At 39.3% G+C, this 24,264-nt stretch carries 22 protein-coding genes and 1 riboswitch; of the genes, 12 read left to right on the top strand and 10 right to left on the bottom strand.

Annotation, left to right across the window (positions count from 1 at the left end; genetic code table 11):
- The first annotated feature begins 6 nt into the window (after nucleotides 1-6).
- The 3 genes from ASU03_RS09390 to ASU03_RS09380 are packed head-to-tail and all read left to right on the top strand — an operon-like array spanning nucleotide 7 to nucleotide 1,183.
- Complete coding sequence (locus tag ASU03_RS09390; protein ID WP_057831587.1) at nucleotides 7-678, top strand: ATP-binding protein; 672 nt, start codon at nucleotides 7-9, stop codon at nucleotides 676-678.
- Nucleotides 650-982, top strand: coding sequence for a response regulator (locus ASU03_RS09385; protein WP_157465877.1), 333 nt, complete (start codon nucleotides 650-652; stop codon nucleotides 980-982). The genes ASU03_RS09390 and ASU03_RS09385 overlap by 29 nt, the downstream gene beginning before the upstream one ends.
- Nucleotides 983-1,183 (top strand): response regulator, encoded by a 201-nt coding sequence (locus tag ASU03_RS09380; RefSeq protein WP_057831585.1) that lies wholly within the window; start codon nucleotides 983-985, stop codon nucleotides 1,181-1,183. It abuts the gene before it with no gap.
- A gap of 365 nt (nucleotides 1,184-1,548) precedes the next feature.
- Here the strand turns inward: ASU03_RS09380 and hpt are convergent, their stop codons facing one another.
- Nucleotides 1,549-2,100: a hypoxanthine phosphoribosyltransferase gene (gene hpt, locus ASU03_RS09375; protein ID WP_057831584.1), complete on the bottom strand. Its 552-nt coding sequence runs from the start codon at nucleotides 2,098-2,100 to the stop codon at nucleotides 1,549-1,551.
- A 166-nt stretch (nucleotides 2,101-2,266) separates the two neighbouring features.
- Nucleotides 2,267-3,721 carry an NCS2 family permease gene (locus ASU03_RS09370; RefSeq protein WP_057831583.1) on the bottom strand — a complete coding sequence of 485 codons (1,455 nt, stop codon included), beginning with the start codon at nucleotides 3,719-3,721 and terminating at the stop codon, nucleotides 2,267-2,269.
- Nucleotides 3,722-4,393: 672 nt separating this feature from the next.
- Here ASU03_RS09370 and ASU03_RS09365 point away from each other — a divergent pair.
- From ASU03_RS09365 to ASU03_RS09330, 9 genes are all read left to right on the top strand, one after another.
- Nucleotides 4,394-5,998 (top strand): SulP family inorganic anion transporter, encoded by a 1,605-nt coding sequence (locus tag ASU03_RS09365; protein ID WP_057831582.1) that lies wholly within the window; start codon nucleotides 4,394-4,396, stop codon nucleotides 5,996-5,998.
- A gap of 306 nt (nucleotides 5,999-6,304) precedes the next feature.
- Nucleotides 6,305-8,497: an OsmC domain/YcaO domain-containing protein gene (locus tag ASU03_RS09360; RefSeq protein ID WP_057831581.1), complete on the top strand. Its 2,193-nt coding sequence runs from the start codon at nucleotides 6,305-6,307 to the stop codon at nucleotides 8,495-8,497.
- 719 nt (nucleotides 8,498-9,216) lie between these two features.
- Nucleotides 9,217-9,303, top strand: a riboswitch (cyclic di-GMP riboswitch).
- 71 nt (nucleotides 9,304-9,374) lie between these two features.
- A complete protein-coding gene (locus ASU03_RS09355; protein ID WP_057831580.1) occupies nucleotides 9,375-10,952 on the top strand; it encodes a transporter substrate-binding domain-containing protein in 1,578 nt (525 codons plus the stop codon).
- A gap of 626 nt (nucleotides 10,953-11,578) precedes the next feature.
- Nucleotides 11,579-11,707 (top strand): transposase, encoded by a 129-nt coding sequence (locus ASU03_RS21925; protein WP_331456668.1) that lies wholly within the window; start codon nucleotides 11,579-11,581, stop codon nucleotides 11,705-11,707.
- Between the two features lie 90 nt (nucleotides 11,708-11,797).
- Entirely contained in the window at nucleotides 11,798-12,127 is a 330-nt protein-coding gene (locus tag ASU03_RS21920; protein WP_331456667.1) for a transposase, read from the top strand.
- A 311-nt stretch (nucleotides 12,128-12,438) separates the two neighbouring features.
- The gene (gene rimO / locus ASU03_RS09345) at nucleotides 12,439-13,884 is read left to right on the top strand and encodes a 30S ribosomal protein S12 methylthiotransferase RimO (RefSeq protein WP_057831579.1); all 1,446 of its coding nucleotides are present in this window, start codon (nucleotides 12,439-12,441) and stop codon (nucleotides 13,882-13,884) included.
- 335 nt (nucleotides 13,885-14,219) lie between these two features.
- On the top strand, nucleotides 14,220-14,945 hold the full coding sequence (locus tag ASU03_RS09340; protein ID WP_057831647.1) for a 5-oxoprolinase subunit PxpA: 726 nt from the start codon (nucleotides 14,220-14,222) through the stop codon (nucleotides 14,943-14,945).
- A gap of 36 nt (nucleotides 14,946-14,981) precedes the next feature.
- Nucleotides 14,982-15,698 carry a 5-oxoprolinase subunit PxpB gene (pxpB, locus tag ASU03_RS09335; RefSeq protein ID WP_057831578.1) on the top strand — a complete coding sequence of 239 codons (717 nt, stop codon included), beginning with the start codon at nucleotides 14,982-14,984 and terminating at the stop codon, nucleotides 15,696-15,698.
- Between the two features lie 79 nt (nucleotides 15,699-15,777).
- Complete coding sequence (locus tag ASU03_RS09330) at nucleotides 15,778-16,758, top strand: biotin-dependent carboxyltransferase family protein (protein WP_057831577.1); 981 nt, start codon at nucleotides 15,778-15,780, stop codon at nucleotides 16,756-16,758.
- Between the two features lie 88 nt (nucleotides 16,759-16,846).
- Here ASU03_RS09330 and uspE read toward each other — a convergent pair whose 3' ends face one another.
- The 8 genes from uspE to ASU03_RS09290 form a co-directional block, all read right to left on the bottom strand.
- The gene (gene uspE, locus ASU03_RS09325; RefSeq protein WP_057831576.1) at nucleotides 16,847-17,794 is read right to left on the bottom strand and encodes a universal stress protein UspE; all 948 of its coding nucleotides are present in this window, start codon (nucleotides 17,792-17,794) and stop codon (nucleotides 16,847-16,849) included.
- 159 nt (nucleotides 17,795-17,953) lie between these two features.
- Nucleotides 17,954-18,673, bottom strand: coding sequence for a fumarate/nitrate reduction transcriptional regulator Fnr (gene fnr, locus ASU03_RS09320; RefSeq protein ID WP_057831575.1), 720 nt, complete (start codon nucleotides 18,671-18,673; stop codon nucleotides 17,954-17,956).
- A 53-nt stretch (nucleotides 18,674-18,726) separates the two neighbouring features.
- Entirely contained in the window at nucleotides 18,727-19,473 is a 747-nt protein-coding gene (locus ASU03_RS09315; RefSeq protein ID WP_057831574.1) for a sulfite exporter TauE/SafE family protein, read from the bottom strand.
- A 3-nt stretch (nucleotides 19,474-19,476) separates the two neighbouring features.
- Nucleotides 19,477-19,683, bottom strand: a complete 207-nt coding sequence (gene ccoS / locus ASU03_RS09310) for a cbb3-type cytochrome oxidase assembly protein CcoS (protein WP_442855136.1) — start codon at nucleotides 19,681-19,683, stop codon at nucleotides 19,477-19,479.
- A 28-nt stretch (nucleotides 19,684-19,711) separates the two neighbouring features.
- The gene (locus ASU03_RS09305; RefSeq protein ID WP_057831572.1) at nucleotides 19,712-22,192 is read right to left on the bottom strand and encodes a heavy metal translocating P-type ATPase; all 2,481 of its coding nucleotides are present in this window, start codon (nucleotides 22,190-22,192) and stop codon (nucleotides 19,712-19,714) included.
- Between the two features lie 101 nt (nucleotides 22,193-22,293).
- Nucleotides 22,294-22,788, bottom strand: coding sequence for a FixH family protein (locus ASU03_RS09300; RefSeq protein WP_057831571.1), 495 nt, complete (start codon nucleotides 22,786-22,788; stop codon nucleotides 22,294-22,296).
- A 301-nt stretch (nucleotides 22,789-23,089) separates the two neighbouring features.
- Nucleotides 23,090-24,061: a cytochrome-c oxidase, cbb3-type subunit III gene (ccoP, locus tag ASU03_RS09295; protein WP_057831570.1), complete on the bottom strand. Its 972-nt coding sequence runs from the start codon at nucleotides 24,059-24,061 to the stop codon at nucleotides 23,090-23,092.
- Nucleotides 24,054-24,260 (bottom strand): cbb3-type cytochrome oxidase subunit 3, encoded by a 207-nt coding sequence (locus ASU03_RS09290; RefSeq protein WP_442855135.1) that lies wholly within the window; start codon nucleotides 24,258-24,260, stop codon nucleotides 24,054-24,056. The genes ccoP and ASU03_RS09290 overlap by 8 nt, the downstream gene beginning before the upstream one ends.
- Nucleotides 24,261-24,264: the final 4 nt, after the last annotated feature.

Here is a 24,264-nt window from a genome sequence, read left to right as displayed (position 1 = left end):
AACCGCATGACAACCTCGGTAAAACAATCGATTGAAAAAATGGAGTCGGCGGTTCAGGTCAAAACTGACTTTTTAGCAAATATGTCTCATGAAATACGCACACCAATGAATGGCATATTAGGTATGCTTACCTTGTTGGAAGATACTCATCTTGATAAACAACAGTCAGAGTATATTGAAAGTATTCGTTCTTGCGGTGACGGTTTATTGGTTGTTATCAATGACATTCTTGATATTTCAAAATTAGAGGCAGGCAAGTTAGCGCTTGAGCAGCAATCGTTTGATTTGAGGGCATTGATTAATGAAATTTGTTTTTTATTGGATAGTTTAGCATCACAAAAAGGGTTAACTATTTCCATCTCAATGGATAATAATCTCCCTGGTTACCTCGTAGGGGACAGATTACGCATAAGGCAAATATTATTAAATTTATTAAGTAATGCCATTAAATTTACCAATCAAGGCGATGTTCAAATTATCCTTACTATTGACTCAATGACTGATAATCATTGCAATATTAATTTAGAAATTATTGATCAAGGTATTGGCATTTCTACCGAGGATATTGATAAATTATTTAAGCCATTCTCTCAAGTTGATAATTCAACAACTCGATTATACGGCGGTACAGGTCTAGGGTTAATCATTTGTGCGCAGCTTGTTAAGCAGATGGGGTAGTATCACCGTTATAAGTAAAATGGGACAGGGCTCTACTTTTTCATTAAAGCTAAGCTTAGTCATTGACCATAAAGAAAAAAGTGTAGAGCTAAATAAGCGGACCTTAGCCGATAATCATCAAGATGATCTAGCCTGTGACATTCCATTAACTATCCTTGTTGCAGAAGATAATAAAATTAATCAAATTATTGTGGGTAAGTTATTTAGCAAACTGGGTTATAAAGTAGATATTGTCGTCAATGGTTTATTAGCGGTAAAAGCCATAGAAAATAAAACGTACGATATGGTGTTTATGGATATGTAAATGCCAGAAATGGATGGTGTCACAGCGACGAAAGAAATCCTGAAACTCCCTGGCAGCGATAATATTGCCATCGTTGCCATGACCGCCAATGTCTTGCCACAAGACAAAAATAGATGTTTTGAGGCTGGCATGGTGGGTTTTGTTGGTAAACCTATTAATATTGGGGATGTTATCAGTGAAATTGTCCGGCTAAAGAGTTAGCGACAATAGGTGTCAATGCATCTTGTTGTTAGCCGTTAGCAATGGCAAACCTTTGCCATCAAAGCTTGCCATTGGCTATTTTATCAAGTGACACTTCATCGTCTGACTTGTATAGAAAAGCTAAGTTACTCAGTAGCAATTATCTACCTATATACCCGTTACCACTCAAGATGCATGTTTCAGAGTGCTTGAGCTATTTCAATTCAAGGCATATCAATGTAGCCATGGTTATTCCATTTCAAATGGATGTAACGATGAAGTGATTTTGCTCAAGCGCTTCTGCGATGGGTTTTAAACGACTTTATGCAGCGTTAAATAACAAAAATATAGACTGACTATGTTTACGTTTTTCTCCTTGCCTAAAGTCATTTAAATTCCCACTGAAATCGAGCACTTTGAATGGTAACGGGTATATAAGGCAGCTGACGATATTTTTGCGCGTAATCAATGCCGACACCAACGACAAACTCATCGGCAATTTCAAAACCTACCCATTTAACATCGACATGTTTTTTACGGCGAGTCGGTTTATCTAATAAAGTACATATTTGGATAGAATTAGGGCCACGTAAATTTAATATCTGCAGCACTTTACTTAAAGTATTGCCAGTATCAATAATATCTTCTACCAGCAAAACATCTTTTCCTTCAATATTATCATCAAGGTCTTTTCGAATATGAACATCACGAGAGCTTTCCGTGTTATTGCCATAGCTCGATGCGGTCATAAAATCAACGCTATGATTAACAGAAATGGCTCTGGTTAAATCAGCCATAAATACAAAGGAACCTCGCAGTAAACCAATCATAACTAAGTTATCACTATCTTGATAATGTTCACTGATTTGTTGGCCTAATTGGCTTGCCCGTGTTTTGATTTGCTCTTCTGAGATCATTACCTCAATGGTATGTTTCATTGTTATTTATTTCTTATTGAATTAATTATTAAAGGCAGCGATTAGCTGCCTGGTCGGATATCGAACTGATATCAATAGTAGGTGTTAGCTTTTTGTAACTATTATTCATGTAAAAAAGCCTTTGCGAGCAAAGGCTTTTTATTAACGTTAAGGAAATGCTGTTTTATTAGTTTAAGAAGATAAACTTAGCAATAAATAAAACAGTTAACGCCCAAACACCTTTAGATACTTGGTTAGATTTACCTGTACCCACTTTTAAGACAGTGTAAGTGATAAAACCAAAAGCAATACCGTTAGCAATAGAGAAAGTAAACGCCATCATAATCGTAGTACACACAGCTGGAGCGTATTCCGTCAAGTCATCCCAATCTAAACCTTTAAGTGAACTCATCATTAACATAGCTACATAGATAAGCGCGCCATCTACGGCAAAGGCAGGTAGCATTTTTGCCAGGGGTAAGAAGAACATACCAACAGCAAATAATAAGCCGATGGTTACTGCGGTTAGACCAGTACGACCACCAGCAGCTACACCAGCAGCAGACTCAACATAAGAAGTTACCGGAGGACAACCAAAACCTGTACCAATAACAGAAGCAATAGAGTCAGCTTTTAAAGACTTGCTTAAGCCTTTAATCTTACCATTTTTGTCTTGTAAGCCAGCGCGCTCAGCAACACCCATTAAGGTACCCGCGGTATCAAAAATGTTAACGAATAAGAAAGTTACAATGACAGGAATTAACGCTACTTGAAAAGCGCCAGCAATATCGGCTTTCCATAAAATGGGTTCAAGAGCAGAAAACTCAGGAACAGCTAGTATGCCATTATAAGCAACAAAACCAGATTGAGGAGCAAAAGATTCAGCAGCCTCTGCAACAACAAAGAAATCAACAGGTAACACCCAAGTCATAACAAATGCAAGTAAGGTTACTGACGCAATACCAATGATTACCGCACCAAAGACTTTACGATAGCTAAGCACAGAAATAAGTAAGAAACTTAAGAAACCTAGTGCTGGTGCTTCTGGCCCAAATTGACCAAAGCCAAAGTGAGTCATGTCGCCAAGGGCAACTATGTTATCAGGACTAGCAACAATAATACCGGTGAAACGTAGGCCGATGAAGCCTAAGAAAAGCCCAACACCTGCGGTCATGGCAAGCCGCAAGCTCATGGGAATACTGTCAAGCATCCATTCCCTAAGTCGGGTAACACTCATAAAAACAAAAAGAACCCCTGACAGGAATACCGCACCTAAAGCAATTTGCCAACTATAACCCATGCCACCGACGACGGAGAAAGTGAAGAAGGCATTTAAGCCCATTCCTGGCGCAAGACCAACAGGCCAGTTTGCGTACATACCCATTATGATAGTGGCAATAGCAGCACCTAAACAGGTTGCTAAGAACAAACCATCAAATGGCATGCCGGTATTTGACATAATAACCGGGTTTAAAAACATAATATATGACATGGTCACGAAGGTGGTAAGACCGGCCATAAGCTCAGTTTTTACCGATGTATTATGCTCTGATAGTTTAAAAAGACGTTCTAACAGACCGACGTCATTAGTTTTATCTTCTTGGTCTTCTTCGTTTTTGTAAGATTTACTAACCTGTTCCATAAGTACAGTTCTCTCATTGGTTTATATTTAAGGTCGTTTATTAGTGTTTTTTTAAGTGTGACCTGCTTGTAATGATTTTAAAGTTTGACCTGTTTGTCGTAGTGCTACCGATAAAGCAGGTAATGCCAGCGCTTGCTAAGTATTAGAAAGAGGTTGTGTTAGACCCATTTCCGTTTAACTGACTCATTAGTGCACAAATAAAATTTAAAGTTAATAAGTATAACAGTTTGTTAATTCCACATGGTGAAACTCATCGAAACTATAGGGTATTCGCTATAGCCTATAAAATTTAAGTTGACTAGAAGTACGGTGAAAAATTAAATGTTACAATTTTACTTGGTAAATCGAGTTGAACTTAATTATATAAATTCAAAGGTTTAAACATGGCTCTCAGAATTTCATTCTTGTTAAAGTCGTTATTGTCTTTGGTTTTTTATCTGATAATTACCACTTCATCCTATCCTTAAAATAGAAAACTTGTCAATAGTGTCAAGAATGTCTTTTTAGTGTACAATTTGAATTAGGTTCTGATTCGAGTTATAGCAATAATGTTGTAAATCGTTTAGTAATAGTGTTTTCATGGCATTACGCGAGAAAAGTATGCGATATCTATCTGCGAGAATACTTTTAAGGTAAGTAAATGCCACTAACAATAAATTAAATTAGGTAGCCATGCTTTCTCTAGCACATTTTAACCGAAAAACCATTAAAGGTGATATTTTTGGTGCGTTAACATCAACCATCGTTGCTCTACCTTTTGCTTTAGCTTTCGGCGTCACCTCGGGCGCGGGTGCTAGTGCCGGTATTTATTGTGCGATTATAACCGGATTATTTGCTTCTTTATTTGGTGGTACCAATCAACAAATTTCGGGCCCTAATACCGGTTTAACGGTTGCTATGGTTGCTATATTAACCAGCTTTGTCGCGCAATCTCCGGACAATGGTATTGCCGCAGCATTTACTGTGGTCAGTCTGGCGGGTTTATTTCAAATGTTATTTGGATTTTTTAAGCTAGGTAAGTACTTCATTTTAGTCTCATATCCGGTTATTTCAGGTTTTACCTCGGGTATTGGCATACTCATTATTCTCTCGCAAATTGAGCCCTTATTTGGTCACTCATTAGCTGAATTAGAGCTGTCATTAAGCACTTTAACTAGCACGAATACTTTATTGGGTTTAGCTTGTTTAGCAATACTCTTCATTTGGCCGCAAAAATATAGTCGGGTAGTACCCGCCAGTATTATCGCGGTTGCTGGCGCAACCTGTTTTTATGTTTTTTCTGGCGCAGAAATGCCGGTTGTAGGCGCTATTGCCAGCGAATTACCTGCTTTTAATATGCCGGTGTGGGAGAGTTCTTTAGCCAGTGAAATGATTAAATCGGCGTTATTAATTGCCACCTTAAGCACTTTAGATTCGTTAATGACTTCATTAACGGTGGATAGTATCACCAACGAATTACATGACTCTGACCAAGAGCTTGTCGGCCAGGGTATTGGTAATATTGTTGCCGGCCTTTTTGGCGCATTACCGGGTGGTGGCGCGACTATGCGCACAGTAACCAATTTAAGGGCTGGAGGTACTACGCCTTTATCGGGCATTCTTCATGCACTGTTTATTTTAGCTATTGTCTTATGGGCAGGGGAATACACAGCGTATATTCCTGTGGCTGTGTTAGCGGCAATTTTGACCCATGTTGGCATCAGCATTATTGATTGGAACTTCCTTAAACGCCTTCATCAAGTGCCTTTGTTTAGTGTCGGCTTGATGATCTCTACTATGATAATGTCAGTCGCCTTTGATTTAGTTACCGCGGTATTAGTGGGTGTTTTTATAGCAAACCTAGTGACAATTCGCCGTTTGTCAGACATCCAACTCGATAATATAAAGCTATGCACCGCCAAAGAGGCCGAGCATCTATCAAAGCCAGAGAGACAGTTATTAGAATCTATGGATGATAGCGTGTTATTACTTAATATCTCAGGTCCAATCGGCTTTGGTGTGGCGCGCGGATTAAAACAAAGTGTTTCAGAGACGGATCAAAATAAAACGTTATTGATTGATTTAACCGATGCCCGCTTTGTTGGTATTACCAGTACCATTGCTATCGAAGAAATTATTGTCAGTTATCGAAATCAAGGGCGCGATATTTTACTATCGAGTGTCTGTGAGCGTGTACGAGAAGATTTTAATAAATTAAAATTACTTGATAAAATTCCTGCTGAGCATGTCTTTGCAACCCGCTTAGATGCACTGACTTACCTTAAGGAAAGGGCTTAAGGAAGAGTTTAAAGAAAATATAGACTGTTAACAAATACTGAATAAGGTTTGGCAACCTCATTGCCTGATGGTAACTACTCTGATCAAGATTTTACTATTAAGCCAACAGAAGCTGAAGAACAGACGGTCAGCTTTACTTTTAAAACTTAACCTGAAGTAAGCGCTATTTCATCGAGAAATAGCGCTTTATTCATTTTATTTCATTATTGCTTAATTAATCCAAGACTAATGGCGCAAAAAATCCGATAATTAACGCCATTAACACCAGTCTATAGATTGGCTGCATACAACTTCGGAAATATATCAATGGAAATCAAAGTTAACTTTCTCGACAACCTAAGGCTTGAAGCCAAGTTTGACGACTTTTCTGTCATTGCTGATCAGCCTATTCGCTATAAAGGTGACGGCTCAGCACCAGGTCCTTTTGATTACTTCCTAGCATCTTCGGCGCTTTGTGCAGCGTACTTTGTTAAGGTATATTGTAATGCTCGTGATATCCCAACCGATAATATTCGTTTGTCACAAAATAATATTATTGATCCCGAAGACAGATATAAGCAAATCTTTAAAATTCAGGTGGAGTTGCCTGACAGTATTTCTGAAAAAGACAAAAAAGGTATTTTAAGGTCAATTGACCGCTGTACCGTGAAAAAAGTCGTGCAGAATGGGCCAGAATTTAAAGTTGAGGCCGTTACTAGCCTTGAAGAAGATGCTCAAGCTATGTTGATGCAACGACCTGAAGATGGTGTTAGCACCTTTATTTTAGGTAAAGATTTACCACTAGAAGAAACCATTGCCAATATGTCAGGCCTTTTGGCTGACCTTGGCATGAAAATCGAAATCTCATCGTGGCGCAATATAGTCCCTAATGTATGGTCATTACATATTCGTGATGCGGCATCGCCACTGTGTTTTACTAATGGTAAAGGCGCAACCAAAGAAAGTGCACTTGCTTCAGCCTTAGGTGAGTTCATTGAACGCCTTAACTGTAACTTCTTTTATAACGATCAATTTTTCGGTCAAGACATTGCTAACAGTGACTTTGTGCATTACCCCAATGAAAAATGGTTTAAGCCGGGCAATGATGATGCGCTACCCAAGGACATTTTAGATGACTATTGTTTAGCTATATACAATCCTGAAGACGAGTTGCGCGGTTCAAATCTGATAGATACTAACTCAGGTATGACTGAACGTGGTATTTGTTCAATTCCTTATGTACGTCAGTCTGATGGTGCAACGGTTTACTTTCCATCCAACTTAATTGAAAATTTATTTTTAAGTAATGGCATGAGCGCCGGTAACAACTTAGCCGAAGCGAAAGTACAATGTTTGTCAGAAATATTTGAACGTGCGGTTAAAAAGCAAATTATCGCCGAAGAAATTGTTTTACCTGATGTCCCTAAAGAAGTTATTGCTAAATACCCTGCTATTTTAGCGGGCATTGAAGGCTTAGAAAAACAGGGCTTTCCTGTGGTAGTAAAAGATGCCTCGTTAGGCGGTAAATTCCCAGTGATGTGCGTCACCTTGATGAATCCTAAAAATGGTGGTGTATTTGCCTCCTTTGGCGCCCATCCAAGTTTCGAAGTAGCGTTAGAGCGTAGCTTAACTGAATTATTGCAAGGTCGTAGCTTTGAAGGTTTAAATGACGTACCTAAGCCAACGTTTAATAGCATGGCGGTAACTGAGCCGGAAAACTTTGTTGATCACTTTATTGACTCAACCGGTGTTATCTCATGGCGCTTCTTTAGTGCCAAGCATGATTATGATTTTGTTGAATGGGATTTCTCTGGCAGCAATGAAGAAGAAAACGCCGGTTTAATGGCCATTTTAAAAGACCTAGGTAAAGAAGTGTATATTGCTGAGTTTAATCAACTGGGTGCTACTGTTTGTCGTATTCTAGTACCAGATTATTCAGAAATTTATCCAGTAGAAGACTTGATTTGGGATAATACTAATAAGTCACTTGCTTATCGCGAAGATATTTTAAATCTACACAGCTTAAGTGAAGCGCAATTAACCAGTTTGTTTGACCGTTTAGAAGAAAGCCAACAAGATAATTACATCGACATCAAAACCTTAATTGGTATTGAATTTGATGAAAATACCGTTTGGGGCCAGTTAACGATTCTTGAATTGAAAATTCTCATCTGCTTAGCATTAGGCGCACTTGAAGATGCTATTGAGTTAGTCGCCGAGTTTTTACAATATAACGATAATACCGTAGAGCGCGGTTTATTCTATCAAGCAATTCATGCTGTCCTTGAAGTTACTATCGATGAAGAGATGGAACTGGAAGACTTTATCGGCAACTTTAATCGCATGTTTGGTGAAGAGAATATGGCCAATGTTGTTGGCTCAGTATTTGGTGAAGTAAGATTCTTTGGTCTAACACCTACGAGCATGAAACTTGAAGGTTTAGATAAACACCAACGTTTGATTGAGAGCTACAAGAAACTGCATCAAGCACGTAAACTTGCGGCAGAGAAAACAGCCTAATTAGTCACATTTCAGACATAAAAATTACTTGATAGAAAACCTTTATGTGAGAAAACTAGTACGGTAGAAAACTCAATGATGAAAAGCCAATATTTGTAATGAATATTGGCTTTTTTGTCTGTAAAAAACAATCTCATAATCTACTGTTTTGATACAAATATAGTTATTTAATGAATAAGCTGTAATGACTTTTCTGTTGTCTTAGCCCGTTTTCGTGGACACACTATAATTGTTGTAGAGATACAACAGTGCGCATACCCATTTCAATCGTTCCTATAACTCCTTTAATAACAAATCATAAACGATTTGATGAAACTAGACTTTGATTAGTTTTAAAATTTGACAGTCGAACTTTGAGTTGATTTCAATAAATGGCATGGTAAGTTGCATTGCTCAAACTTGGTTTTATAGTATGTGATTTTGGGGGAAACTCAATTAAGACAATCTAATATTCACTTTTGCCACACTGCGCTCATTAGCAACCCTCAAATTCATGCGGATAAAATGGTCATCAAATAATCTTCCATTACCCAGTATAGGAATAACACAGGAAAAAGTTAAAACTTGCAAAAAAGCACAGATATTTTTTAAGAAATATTGCTGATATAGTACAAGCTTAGCTAATAATTAGTATGAATTACCAACAATATGGTTGTTATTTGCTTTGTATCAGTTGATATTTATGTTGCATGTATAACAATTAACTATAAGATATGCCTAGTTCTTCAGGGCAAGCATTGACGAAAGTCTACGCACGCAAAGCAACCGGTCTGTGGGTTAATACTTATGACAGCGGGGCTTCATCGAACGGAATGATTGATTTTTGTCTTAACATTATTGCGCCCTGAATTTTAGATGTTTTTAGGGAGTGTAATAAATGCCATTTTTCCAAATCAAAACTTTTCAGATAAAACCTTCCTTAGTCAAGTTGCATGCCATTTTGAGTGTATCCGTGAGTAGTTTTCTTAAAAAATTAATACTCTTATTGATACTGACATGCTCATGTATTAGCACTACGTTTGCAAATGAGTCATTGCGTGTCGTCAGCGGCGAATGGCAAGGTTACAGTGAAGTTGACGGCACCGGTATTTACTGGAACCTGATGCGTGCACTATACGGGGAATATCCCTTGCAATTCGATGTCTTACCGTATAACCGTGCATTACGTAGCTTCGCAGACAGTGATGTCGACATCATTCTTGGGGTTTATCGTGAAGATGTTGAGCATGCTGTACTTCCTCGGTGGCACCTGGATATGGAAGCCCCCTTGTTAGCTTTTTATAACAAAAATCGTGTGCATCTGAGCAAAAAATGGCAACTCAAAAATTTACAACTTGCTTGGGTTGATGGCTACAATATTAATCGCTTTATTGGTGAGCATTTACAGCACTACCCAGTGGACAACTTTGAACTGGGTATGAAATTATTACAGGGCAACAGGATTGATGCCTTTATTGATTACGATTATATGTTACCTGGTACTCGACCAAAAAATTTGACGAGTTTTGAAATTGCGCCAGCTAAACGAATTTATGCTGCATTTCAAAACTCGCCAAAGGGGGAGCAGCTAGCCAAGCAATTGGATTTAGGTATGGCTAAACTAAGAGAAAGTGGTGAGTTACAGCGCATATTTGGTGACCTATATGATAGAAGCATACTGGCTACAGTAGATGTAAAAAAGCCCAAAATAATCTGGTTGGTTGATAATGCTAAATCTTATATAGGTCAAATTGATTATAAATATTTGTCTAGCGAGCTACAGAGCCGCAAGCTGTTGTTTTCTCAACTGAATAACTATGACATTGAAGCCCATGTAATATCCTTGGACCAAGCCTCAATGCTTTTGGAACAAAATTACAATGTTTGTATGGGGGAGCAGTTAAAAACCCCAGAAAGGGTAGGTAAGTACCTGTTTAGCCAGCCATATACTTTTTCATTAGGGCAAAGGCTGTATTATGTGGCAAAACATAATAACAAAACAGAGGAGCCTATTTTCTTAACTGCATTTATGGCACAACAACCGGGTAAACGCCTAGGACTGGTCAAAGCGCGCTCTTATGGCAAGGCACTGGACCAACAAATTTCCCACCTACCTGAAAGTAGTCGATATACCACCGAAAAGGCCTTGCGTGAAGATAGCATGTTGCAATTATTGGTACAGGGTAAATTTGACTACCTTATTGAATATCCAAACATAGCCAATAACTTTTTAAGTCAAACAGATGATAAAGTGCAATTTAGCAATGCGCCTTTGGCAGCATCTTCTGCTTACGCCGTAGGTCATATAATGTGTAACAAAACCCCTGCCAATAACGATTTTATTGGGCAATTAAACCATTATTTAACAGGGCTTTATGGTAAAGACATATTCAAAAAAAACTTACGAAAAGGAGTGGCAATGCAGGACTCTGTCCTATTCGAACAGTATTATCAGCAGGTATTTAACTCATACTGAGCACTTTATTTTCCACAGTAGGAGTAAGTAATTGAAAGCTGCTATTAAATATCCATTACTATTAAGCAACAATACAAACCTTAGACAACCCCCGTAATGAGTAATTAAAGGCGTTTCAAGTTCTGACAATAAATGGACTTTTCCAGTATATTCCCTCGAATTAGACAATTGCCCTAGTAAATGTCTTCACTTTGCAATAAAGACAGTTAAACAATCATCCTAGAAACACCTAAAAAGGTCATTGAAGAGCAGTCAGTTATTTTCACAGCCAATGCTAGCCAAGGTGAACACAGTTCAAATCACGCTGCAAAGATAGGAGTCGTCTCTCTTGGCGACCTAAACTAATCCAAGCGTTGTTTTGTATATTCAAGGGGTCAGAACTGTTAATTTAATTTACTTACTAGCCAAGTACATAGTAATTAATTAAATACACGCTAAGTTTAAATTATCATCACGTAAATGGACTTACACTATGCCTAGATTACCCCGCCTTAATTTAGCAAATATTCCACAGCATGTGATACAACGTGGTAATAATCGAAATGCTTGTTTTTTATTAGACAGGGATAGGCAATATTACTTGAACAAACTGCAAGAATATAGTCAAAATTCATGCTTATGTGCTGATGAATAACCATGTCCATTTATTGCTTTCACCAGAAGAAAAGTTTTCAGTAAGTCTGTTAATGCAGTCCCTTGGTAGAAGTTATGTACGTTATTTTAACAAAAGTTATAAGCGAAGCGGCACCTTGTGAGAAGGGCGTTTCAAATCTTCATTGATTGACAGTGAAAATTATTTCTTGATTGTTAGTCGTTACCTCGAGTTAAACCCAGTGAGGGCTAATATGGTTGAAAAACCAGAAAACTATGATTGGTCGAGTTATCGTACTAATGCATTAGGATATTTTGATGAACTAATAACACACCACCAATGCTTCATGATGTTGGGAAAAACGAATTTAGAAAGACAAAAAAATTACAAATCACTATTTGAAAATACAATTCCATTAAAAGTTCTTACTGAGTTGCGTTTATCGGCACATAAATCACAAGCGCTTGGTAATAAAAAGTTCATTGTTGAACTTGAAAACTTATTAGGAAGAAAAGTTATTTCTGATAGCCATGGCGGTGATCGAAAATCTTCAGTGTATAAACAAAAAAATCAAGGGTTCTGACCCCTTGATTCGTTTTGTTGAAAAATTAAGTTTAAAAGGATTAAAGTAATCAGACACTTAAATAATCGTAAGTAATTATTATTGTCGTTATCATTTAACAAGTGCTAATAGCTAGGCCCTAATAGATTCCTGTAATTCCCGTGCTTTAAATAAATGCCTATGTGATCATTGAATTTGCAATAAAGGCAGTTAAACAACCACTTATGGTGCTGTAATCACCAAGTCCAAACACTAAAGACATCTCCGTCAATTTCCTGTATAATCTGCGCACTAAAATTCACCTGAATCATTTACTATTGTAAAGGCGCCCTATGACAGTTACTCAATTTGACCCGAAACAAACTACCACCCTAGAAACACCTAAAAAGGTCATTGAAGAGCAGTCAATTATTTTCACCTCTAAAGCTAATCAAGGTGAGCAAAGTCCAGTTCGCGCTGCAAAGATAGGCTTCGTCTCTCTTGGGTGTCCAAAAAATTTAGTCGACTCAGAGCGTATTCTTACTCAACTTCGTACCGAAGGTTACGATGTAACCAATAGCTACGAAGATGCTGAACTGGTGATTGTTAATACCTGTGGTTTCATTGATAGCGCAGTACAAGAGTCTTTAGATACCATCGGTGAAGCCTTAGCTGCAAATGGCAAAGTGTTGGTTACTGGTTGTTTAGGTGTTAAAAAAGATGAAATTATTGAACTTCACCCTAATGTCCTCGGTGTCACTGGCCCCCATGCTTATGATGAAGTATTAAAACAAGTGCATGAACATGTTGCTAAACCTGAACATAATCCATTTATTGACTTGGTTCCGCCACAAGGGGTTAAACTTACGCCTAAGCATTATGCTTATTTAAAAATATCAGAGGGCTGTGATCATCGTTGTACTTTTTGCATTATTCCATCAATGCGTGGCGATTTAGACTCACGCCCCATTGGTGATGTCTTAGGAGAAGCGCAGCGATTAAAGAATGCTGGCGTTAAAGAGCTATTGGTTATTTCTCAAGATACCTCGGCTTATGGTGTTGATGTTAAAAATAAAACTGATTTCTGGGATGGTATGCCGGTAAAAACAAGCATGCTGGCGTTATGTGAGCAGCTTGGTAAATTAGGGATTTGGGTACGTTTGCATTATGTTTATCCGTACCCAAGTGTTGATAAAGTTATTCCGTTAATGGCGGCAGGTAAAATCCTTCCTTATCTCGATATACCATTACAACATGCCAGTAAACGTATTTTGAAGTTAATGAAACGCCCTGGTAGTTCAGATAGAACACTAGAGCGCATTAAAAAATGGCGTGAAATTTGCCCTGAATTAGTCATTCGTTCAACCTTTATTGTTGGTTTTCCAGGTGAAACCGAAGACGAGTTTCAAGAGTTATTAGATTTTCTAGAAGAAGCACAATTAGACCGTGTTGGCTGTTTTGCCTATTCCGATGTGGACGGCGCTACCGCCAATAATTTGCCAGACCATGTTGATGAAGCGACTAAACAAGCCCGTTTACAAAAATTTATGGCGGTGCAAGCCAAAATTAGTGCTGATAAATTACAAGCACGCATTGGCCAAGAATATTTAATTCTCATTGATGAAGTTAATGAGCTTGGTGCGGTAGGGCGATCTTATGCGGATGCTCCAGAAGTTGATGGTAAAGTTTATTTGTCTGATGATTTTGATGCCAAGCCTGGCGATCTGATTTGGGTACAAATTATTCACGCCGATGAACATGATGTTTGGGGCGTTAGAGTAGAAGATGAAGAGGCTTAACTCTAGTCGCCTATAAAAGCTGAATTACCCAAGTTAAGTTTTCGCTATCAATATAAAGCAATAATCATTTGGGTTGTTGCTTTATATTATCCCTGCACTTTGGCATTAACTAAGTGCTGACAGCGTCTGTAATAAATATATTTAAAAAGTCGACTTAACTGAATCATCTTAACTTAGTTAACCACGCCAATCGTTGTTCTTGCCAATTTCTTTCTATTAAACATATATTCAGTTACTATTTTAACCACTAATTTTGGGTATATAATCCTTGATAACAATATGTTTTGATTGATTAGATGATTCATTAAATAAAACACTGGCGACAAATAATGGCAATGAAATTAAACTGTGATTTAGGGGAGAGCTTTGGCGCTTGGACCATGGGACTCGATAATGAAGTCATACCCCATATTGACCAAGCAAATATTGCCTGCGGCTTTCATGGCGGCGACCCCTTAGTCATGCAAAAAACATTGGCCTTAGCAAAACAACATCAAGTGAGTGTCGGTGCACATCCTAGCTACCCTGATTTAGTTGGTTTCGGCCGACGTGCTATGGTTTGCTCAACCGAGGAAATTATTGCCCTAATCCACTATCAAGTAGCAGCATTAGACGGTATGGCAAGGGCACAAGGACTGTCGATAGATTATGTAAAGCCACATGGTGCGCTTTATAACGATATGATGCAAAAGCCGGCAGTATTTACCGCTATTTTAATGGCCTTAAGTCAATATCCACAGCAACTCACTCTGATGTTACAAGCTACGCCCGAGTTGGCGGCGTTTAAAACACAAGCTAATACGTTTGGCATCTCAGTATACGCAGAAGCCTTTGCCGACCGCTGTTATGACGATGAAGGTCGGTTACTAGCACGTAGTCAAGCAGGGGCCGTGTTAAATAAATCTGCCATGTTGGCGCAAGTTAAGCAACTAGTTGAACAGGGCACAATCACTACTGTATCAGGTAAGGTACTTGCACTGAACGTCGATAGTTTATGTGTTCATGGAGATAACCTTGCCGGGGTGCAAGCCATTAGCGAAATTAAAGCTTTACTGAGCTGATACCATGGTAGTAAAGACTAATGATACTTACCGCCGATGAAAATTAACGATACTATCCACCTCGACGTTGCCGGTGAAAATGCTCTGATACTTTATTTCTCACCCCGTGAGCAGAGTTCGCTTGTTGTTTCTGCTGAAATTAACCGCACAGTTCAGCAAGCAGAGCAGCTTATTCGGCAACATCTATCAGCCGTGATTGTTGATCTTATCCCTTCATATGCCTCTATTTTAGTGGTATTCGATTTACTTAAAATTGACCATCACCATTTACGTAACCAGCTGCAAGAACTATTAAAGCAATGTAACCAGGCCAACAGTAAGCCGGGCAGGTTAATTGAGCTACCTAGTTATTATTCGCTCGAATCAGGCATGGATTTAGTGCGCATTGCTAAACACGCCAAGCTGAGTGTCGAGCAAGTTATCGCTTTACATCAAGGGCAAGAGTATCGTGTTTATGCCATAGGTTTTGCCCCAGGTTTTGCTTATCTAGGTGAAGTTGATGAGCGCATTGCCATGCCAAGGCTAACTAGCCCTAGATTAAAAGTGCCCAAAGGAGCGGTCGCTATTGCGGATAGACAAACAGCAGTTTATCCAGCCCAATCTCCCGGTGGTTGGAATATCATAGGTTTATGTCCTGTTGATATGTTTAATCCGCAGGCAAAGCCGGTAATGCCACTTGCAGTAGGCGATAGGGTAAAGTTCATCGCCATTGATAGACAGCAGTATCTTAACCTAGGTGGTAAATTATCTTGATGTTTGTGACGATATTCAATAGTTATTTAAATAAGGTTAGACGAGGGCCGGTGAGTACGGATATGAAGGTTATAGCCTTATGAGTAAAGTACTAACTAAAGCGGATAATAAGCCCCGCGGCTTTTTAGTCACTAATGCAGGGGTGTTGAGCTTAGTTCAAGATGCTGGCCGTTTTGGCGTCTTTAATTTAGGATTGACCAACGGCGGCCCTGCAGACTCCTTAGCCTTTTATTGGGCCAATAGCTTATGTGGTAATGCACTTAATGCGACCGTTATTGAAATTAGTTTAGGTGGTTTACAGTTAATAGCACAAGTCGATTGTATTATTGCGGTTACCGGTGCACCCATGCCGCTAACCGTCAATGGCCGCGCAAAAGCACTTTGGCAAAGCTTCCTTGTTAAAGCCGGTGATAGTGTTTGCTTTGGGTTTGCGCCCGTTGGTGTACGTTGCTATTTAGCGGTAGCGGGTGGCTTTGTCATTAAAGCCAGTTTTGGTAGCACAGCCACCGTTTGTCGAGAGTCGGTCGGCGGCTTAAATGGTGAGAAACTTGCCGTCAATGAGGTATTACCTTGCCATATTGTGTCGAGAGAAGGTTATCAGCGAAAACAATTAATGCTACCTGAGCATCGACAACCTCACTATGCTAAAGAGGTGCTATTACACACGGTACTCAGTTATCAGCAGCAACATTTCTCTGCGATAGAGAAAAGGTTGTTCTTTACTAATGAATATCAAGTTAGTAAACACTGGGATCGTATGGGCTATCGTTTGCAAGGGCGAGCGATAAAGGCTGATATTAATGGCATATTATCGGAAGGAATTTGTTATGGCGCGGTGCAAATACCGGCAGATGGTCAGCCGATAGTGTTACTTAATGACAGACAAACTATTGGCGGCTATCCTAAAATTGGTGCGGTTATTTCATCCGATTGCGCGAAGCTTTCGCAATTACGCCAAGGTGATAGTGTGCACTTTGAGGCTATTTCCATGTCACAAGCAGATAACTTATTTCACCTTAGCTTAAGTCGACTTAAACAAACGCAGCTTATTCACTTATAACTAGCGGCATTACCAATATTTAAAAGACAAAACGGCAACACTAGGGTAGTTTTGCCGTTCATTTAAGCTATTCGTCTGCGCGGTCCGTTTAATCAGCAAGTGGTGACACATAACCATCAGGTTTGAGGGCCAGTACATCACAGTTTAACTGGTCAATAACATGTTCGGCAGTATTACCAATCAGCGCCGCAGAGATGCCGGTACGACCAACAGTACCCAAGATAACTAATTCGGCATCAATTTTTAACGCGACTTGCTCAATAACGCTTTCGGGCAAGCCTTCTTCAACATAAGTGTTAGCTAAGGGAATGTCAAAGCTATTCGCGTGCTGGTTCATCGCTTCTTGATGGTGTATTTGCATGGTACTGTTGTATTCGCTGGCATCAAACTCTGGGATTTCAATAGCAATATTGACTGGTGTGCCCGGGTAAGAGTTAACTAAGTGCACATTTGCAGTAATTAACTGCGCAAGATTTTTTGCGTGTGTGGTTATGGTATTATTTAAAGATAAGTGTTCAGTTTCATCACTACCAACATTGACCGCCGCTAATATATTGCCTTGTAGTGGCCACTTGTGCTCTTTAACGAGTAACACCGGACAAGGACATTTTCTCAATATATGCCAATCAGTTGGGGTGAAGACCACCGATTTAAACTTATCATGTTGATGTGTGCCTTTAATTACCAAGTCATAATTATGTGCAATAACTTGCTTGATAATGGCTTCAAAAGGTCGGTTATGCCAAACCACTTGGCTGGTAATCTTCATTTGGCAATTTGTTTCTGAGATAATGTCATCTAGCCATACTTGTCTTTCATTAATAACCATTTGGCGCATGTTATCCCGGTCGACACTGGATAAAATAGTGGTCATTTCATAAGAAAAATCAAAAATACTAAAAAAAGCGGTAATATTTATTTGCTGATCAGGGCGAGCCGTGTGAATTCTTTCAGCAAGGTCTATAGCTCTTTTAAGTGCTTTTTGTTCTTCTGTTGTCGGATCAATCACAACAAGGATATTTTGATACATGTCCATGGCAACCTCTAGCAAAATAAAATGTAAAGTTCAGCAACGCTAGCTTATTTATAGCAAAGTTGACAAATTAATGCTTGTTTTAAATCAAGTTTAATTTTCTTTGGTTTTATTCTTTGTTAAAAGAAATAAAATCAAGAGCAAGAAACTAGTTGGGGGGCGTTAGAGCGCGGCAGTCTCACAGAGTTTTTCGGTATCTAAGATGGTAATTAATTTACCATCGACTTTGATTAAACCACTTTTATGGAAGCGATTAAATAAGCGGCTAACCGTTTCCACGGTTAAACCAATATAATTACCAATGTCACTACGGGTCATGGTCAAACGAAACTCTGTCGCAGATAGACCACGGGCATGGTAGCGCTCACTTAAGTTAACGATGAAAGTGGCGACACGTTGTTCGGCATTCTTCCTATTAAGCAGGGTAAGCATTTGCTGATCGGTTTTAATTTCGTGACTCATCAAGCGTAATACCTGTTTTTTCAGCTTAGGCATAGTATTAGATAATACATCTAACTGAGTATATGGAATTTCACAGACCATTGAGGTTTCTAGTGCTTGGGCAAAACTTGGGTGAGAATCTTCAGCGATGGCATCAAAGCCAAGTAAATCACCCGCTAAATGAAAGCCAGTAATTTGCTCTTCGCCTTGTTTATTAACGGTGAATGTTTTGAATGTACCTGAACGTATGGCATATAAGGCATTAAATTTTTGGCCATCATGAAAAATTTTATCGCCTTTATGAACCGGACGTTTACGGTCAATAATTCCGTCAAGGGTATCAAGTTCTTTATCATTGAGAGAAAAGGGTAAACATAGCTCACTAATACTACAGTTTTGACAATTGATATGTTGTGTCGAAGGACAATTTATATTGGGCATGTTATTACTCTGTGATCTAACTAGTTACACTAAAATAAGGCAAGTCTATGTTATTAGAACATAAGTTGATATGCAACAATAAAACTATAGCAGCCATAGCCAATAAGTGTAATTGCCATGATTTTCCTAAAAACGTGGTTGACTAGTAGTTTTTTTATGCTAACGATCCCCAGTGATAATGCTATTAAGGCAGGTAATGTGCCTAAACCGAAAAAAAGCATAATGGCTGCGCCTGTTAGGCTACTACCGCTAGCGAGTGCCCACGTTAGGGTCGAATAGACTAAGCCACAAGGTAACCAGCCCCATAAAGCGCCTAAGCCCAGTGCTTTTTTACTATTATCAACAGGGATCACATGTTTGGCCAAGGGCGATATAAAAGCCCATAAACCTTTACCAAGTGATTCGACTCGGTTAAGCCAGAAAAGCCATTGTCCTATATATAAACCCAATAAAATAAGGAAAACAGCGGCGAGTAAACGCAAGCCAGCAATAGGTACACCAATATTCTTAGCGGCAATAGAACCAGTAAAACCGACAATCGCGCCAATTAAACAATAACTGGCAATACGTCCCATATGGTAGAAAAAGACTAAATTCAAACGAGATGTTGGTGGGGAGCAGTTAGACGGTGCAAGGTTTACCTTAACTGGGATATCGCCTGGGCTGGTGTTTTTAGCCCTTGCTAAGTGAGTCGGTTTGATAGCCGAGGTCAGCATAGTGGTAATGCCTCCACACATAGCCAAGCAGTGACCAGAGCCGAGTAAACCGATGATAAAAGCGGAAAATAGATCTAAGCTCATTGGTTATTTGGGACTTTTCTGTGGTCTGGTACTGCTTGCTATTTCATCATCAGGCCTTTCTTTGTTACTTTTAGGCGGTTGTTCTTCATCAAAAAGAATACTCATGCCTTGTTTTTCAAGGTCATCAAATTGTTCAGCCTTCACCGCCCAGAAAAATAGGTAAATCGCTAAAATGCTTAATATAACGGCGACTGGGATTAAAATATACATAATGCTCATTCTTAATTTACCCTGTAACTTACTGTTTAAGTATACGTAATGAATTAGTAATCACTAGAATCGAGCTGGCCGACATACCAATGACTGCCATATAAGGTGTTATATAACCTGTCACAGCTAAGGGTAATACCATAGCATTATAACCAAAGGCCCATAAGTAATTTTGGAAAATTATTCGACGCGTTCTACGAGAGATTTCTATCAAGGTATTGATACTGCTTAGTTTGTTATTAAGCAATATGACATCGGCGCCACTTTTAGTAATATCTGCACCACAGCCCATGGCAATAGACACATGGGCCGCGCCAAATACCGGTGAATCGTTAACACCATCTCCGATCATAGCGACTTTAAAACCTTGCTCTTGGGCATATTTAATTTGCTGCATTTTATCTTGGGCACTTAATCCGCCCAAGACGATATTAAGCGGCAGTGTTTGCGCTAAATTGTCGCAAGCTATTTGACCATCACCCGATAACAATAAGGTTTTGTTGTCTTTGTTTAAGCTAGATATGGTGGCAAAGGCTTCATCGCGAACTTTATCAATTAAGTAAAAAGCAGCAATAATCCTTTTATTAGCCATTAAAAGGCAGCTGGTACCATTAAATGATGGTGTATGACTATCCTTTAGAACAGCGTTTTTCTCTAACCAGGAGCGTTTACCAATGGCATAGTCAATGTTATCAATAATACCACTAACACCTTGACCAGAATGTACTTTTATCTGTTGCGTCGTTAAACTGTAATCTCTATGTTCGCCAAAAGGCTTGGCAATAGGGTGCTCAGAGTGCGCTTCTAATGCTGCGGCAATGGCGAGTACTTGCTCTTTGCTGTATTTTGAACCAGTAATACTTGCATCGTTATCGATTAACTCAACCTGGTGAATGGTAAATTCACCCGTGGTCAAGGTACCCGTTTTATCAAAAGCAAAACAATTTATTTTTGGCATGGTCTCCATAACATGACCGCCTTTAATCATAATGCCAGCGCGATTTAACCGCGTGGTTGCACACGTTAAGCCGGTAGGTGTTGCAAGAGAAAGTGCACAAGGGCAGGTAGCGACTAAAACGGAAAGGGTAATCCAAAAGGCTTCTTCTGGCAGGTGTTGCTGCCAATAAATTGCCGTAGCAATGGAGGTTAATAGAATAAGGGCAACAAAGTACTGAGCTATTTTATCCGATAACTGGGCAATTTTGGGTTTGTGGGCTTGTGATTGCTCACTTAAACGAATCAGTTGGCTCAAAAAAGATTGGCTAGTCGCTTGTTTTACTTGTACGGTAATATTGCCGTCACCGTTGAGTGTACCAGCGAAAACACTGTCATTTATTGTTTTACTAATAGGTAATTGCTCGCCCGAGAGCATGGCCTCATTTAATTGGCTAATACCCGAAATAATAACACCATCAGCGGGGACTACTTCACCGGGTTTTATAATAACGATATCGCCTTTAAGCAACTGCTTTGCGGCTACTAATACTTCTTTGCTGTAAGTTTCTTTGTTTTGCGTTTTAGCGTCAATACTATCGCCCACCTTGCTATCATTTAAAGAAAGCACTTTGGTTGCCATCATCGGCATTAATTTTAATAAGTTAGCCGATACTTGTGCGGCGCGCGAGCGGGCTCTAAATTCTAAAAATTTACCAATAAGCAGCAGGAAGGTGAACATAGCAACTGACTCAAAGTACACTTCTCCTTGTTGGGTAATTGTTGCCCAAGCACTGGCGGTAAAGGCTAAAATAATGGCAATAGAGACGGGCACATCCATAGATAAACGCTTGGCTTTAAGGGCTTTTATTGCCCCAATATAGAAGGGCCAGGCACCATAAAAAATAATGGGTGTAGTCAATATAAAGCTGACCCAGCGTAAATAGACTTTATTGTGTTCAGTCATATCTGTAAAGGCACCAAAATAAAGACCAAAGGCTATCATCATGATTTGCATCATTAAAATACCGCTAATACCCAAGCGTTTAATAAAAGCTTTACTTTGTTTTTTATTGCTTAATTCCGCATCATTGGCTTTAAAAGGCAGTGCTTGGTAGCCAACTTTTTCGATAGCTAATAAAATAGCACTTAATTTTATCGCACTATCTCGCCATTTAACCGTGGCTCTTTGGGTCGTCGCATTGACGTTAATACTAAGCAGGCCGGTTAGTTTACCTAGCTTCATCTCGATAAGCCAAGCACAGGCAGCACAACTCATGCCATCAATACTTAGTATCGCCTCTTTACTTTCTTTATCTTGATAAATAAACTCACTTTGCAATACCGCTTCATCAAGTAATTTATGCTTTTGTAATTGTTCAGGCACTAACGCTTGGCTTTTATGCGCCGGTTCAGTTCTTACGGCATAATATTGCGTTAAACCATTATCAACAATGGTTTGAGCTACCGCTTGGCAACCCACACAACACATTATTTTTGCTGTGTTATTAATGGTAACAAACAGCTTAATACCCGAGGGAATTGCTTCATTGCAGTGAAAACATTGGCTAGTCATGGCTTACTTTCTTAAGGGCTGGGAATAAAATAGTGAGCGATAGGTGCTCACTATAATAATGTAATGTTGATATGTTTAGCGGAGTTTAACTTATTGAGCATTTACTGAGCTTTAATCGGATTTGGAATTAAATCGATAAAATCACTTTGTGGTAAGTAAATGGTGTCTTGAATTTTCCAATGGCCTTCAAAAGGACTGATAGTGAGTTTCCACTTGCCGGTAACTGCTTGCTCAAAGTGGTGTCTGAAATAACCATTACCATCTTGTGTTAGCGCCAGATAAAAATCTCTGTCTTCAAGGGTAGGGTGAAAAAAAGTCACATTGAGTAACGGAAAAGATTTTTCAATACCCGTTGGTTTAATTATTAACTCATTATCCTTTAGCTGCAGCGCAAAGCGCATACCCAATTTTTGCGCCATTTTTACTTTGCCAACTTCTAAGTTGATGGCTTTGCCTTTTTTATAATAATCACCAATAACTAAGGTATCGGGATTAGTATTGGCAATAATATAAGTAGTAATACCTGCTACAACAGCAGTAAAAGGAAGGATAAAAACTAACCAAGCCCAAGGCTCGCGGTACCAAGAGGTTTTCATAAAATAGCTTATTTTGACAGTAGGATAGGGGGTGTGATTATACCTTTTTTATCAACTAGCAGCTAGTTTTCTCCTCGGTTAAAGGCATAAAAAAACCCTTGTTACAATGTGTAACAAGGGCTTTATGTTCAGGATGAACGGTACTTCTCGATCACAAGGATGTGAAGGAGAGAGTATGTTCAGGATAACGGTAGCTCACGGTGCCATGACGCTACACGGATGTAGCTTACTAGGCAATGCAGGATGCACATTGTCCTGATGGCTGTAAGCAACACCGCTTAACCTTAGTGTTTTTTGATTATTAATCTTGAGAAAGACTATAAACATAGGCACTAATTAGGTGAACTTTCTCTTCACCAAGAATGTCTTTCCAAGGAGGCATAACACCGGCACGACCATTACGGATTGACTCTTCAATTACCCGTTTTGAACCACCATACAACCAGATGTTATCGGTTAAGTTTGGAGCACCCATTGGTAAACCTAAGGCTATGCTACCTTTGCCTTCAGGGCCATGACAACCAGCACATAAAGCAAATTTACCTTGACCCGCTTTCGCTAATTCAGGGTCAACAGAGCGACCACTTAAACTAATAACGTAAGCGGCAACTTCTTTAACACCTTGCTCGCCGCCTAATACGCCTTGCCAAGCCATCATGCCAGATGCTTTACGACCATTCATAATGGTTTCTTTAATGGTTTGCGGACTGCCGCCGTATAACCAGTCTTTATCCGCTAGGTTAGGGAAGCCTGTCGTACCATGTGCATCAGAGCCATGACATTGTGAACAGTTTTGAATAAATAAGCGTTGGCCTATTTTTAATGCTTCCTCATCAGTGGCTAAATCTTCAATGCTACGCGCTGCGTAAGCCGTAAAAATCGGACCGTACTTAGCATCTGCTTGTGCTACTTCACGGTCATACTGCACCAAAAGCTGAGAGCCTTCCGCTAAACTTGCGGCCGTTTTAGCTTTTGATTCCGCCAGGTTTAGTATGCCTTGATTCGAGCTTTTCCAACCTAAAAGCCCACCCCAACTGCCTAGGCCATAAAGTGACAAATAACCAAAGGCCCAAACAATGGTACATAAGAAAAATGTGCTCCACCATTTTGGTAGTGGATTATTTAATTCTTCTATACCATCGAAGGAGTGCCCCATAGACTCACCTTCTTTAACACCAGTATGGTCGTTTAAACACCAACGTAGTAGTAGAAAACAACCAACGAGTGAACCTAGGGTGAGCACCCAAATCCATATATTCCAGAAGCTAGACATTATTAGTCTCCTGTTTGTTGTTTATGCCAAGGTGGCTTTGTTTTGTTTGCTTGTTTAGTTCATCTTCTTCAAAAATAGAATTTGCTATATCTTGAAATGCAGCACTTCGTTTTTTCGAATAACTCCACATGACAATAATAATAAACAAGGCGAATATAAGGAGGGCCACTAGCCCTCTAAGTGTTCCGTAATCCATCATTACT

It is taken from the genome of Colwellia sp. TT2012 (genome assembly GCF_001440345.1).
Classification (GTDB): Bacteria; Pseudomonadota; Gammaproteobacteria; order Enterobacterales; family Alteromonadaceae; genus Colwellia.
Note: the sequence above shows the minus strand (reverse complement) of the source record. Positions and strands in the feature narration are given on the sequence as shown.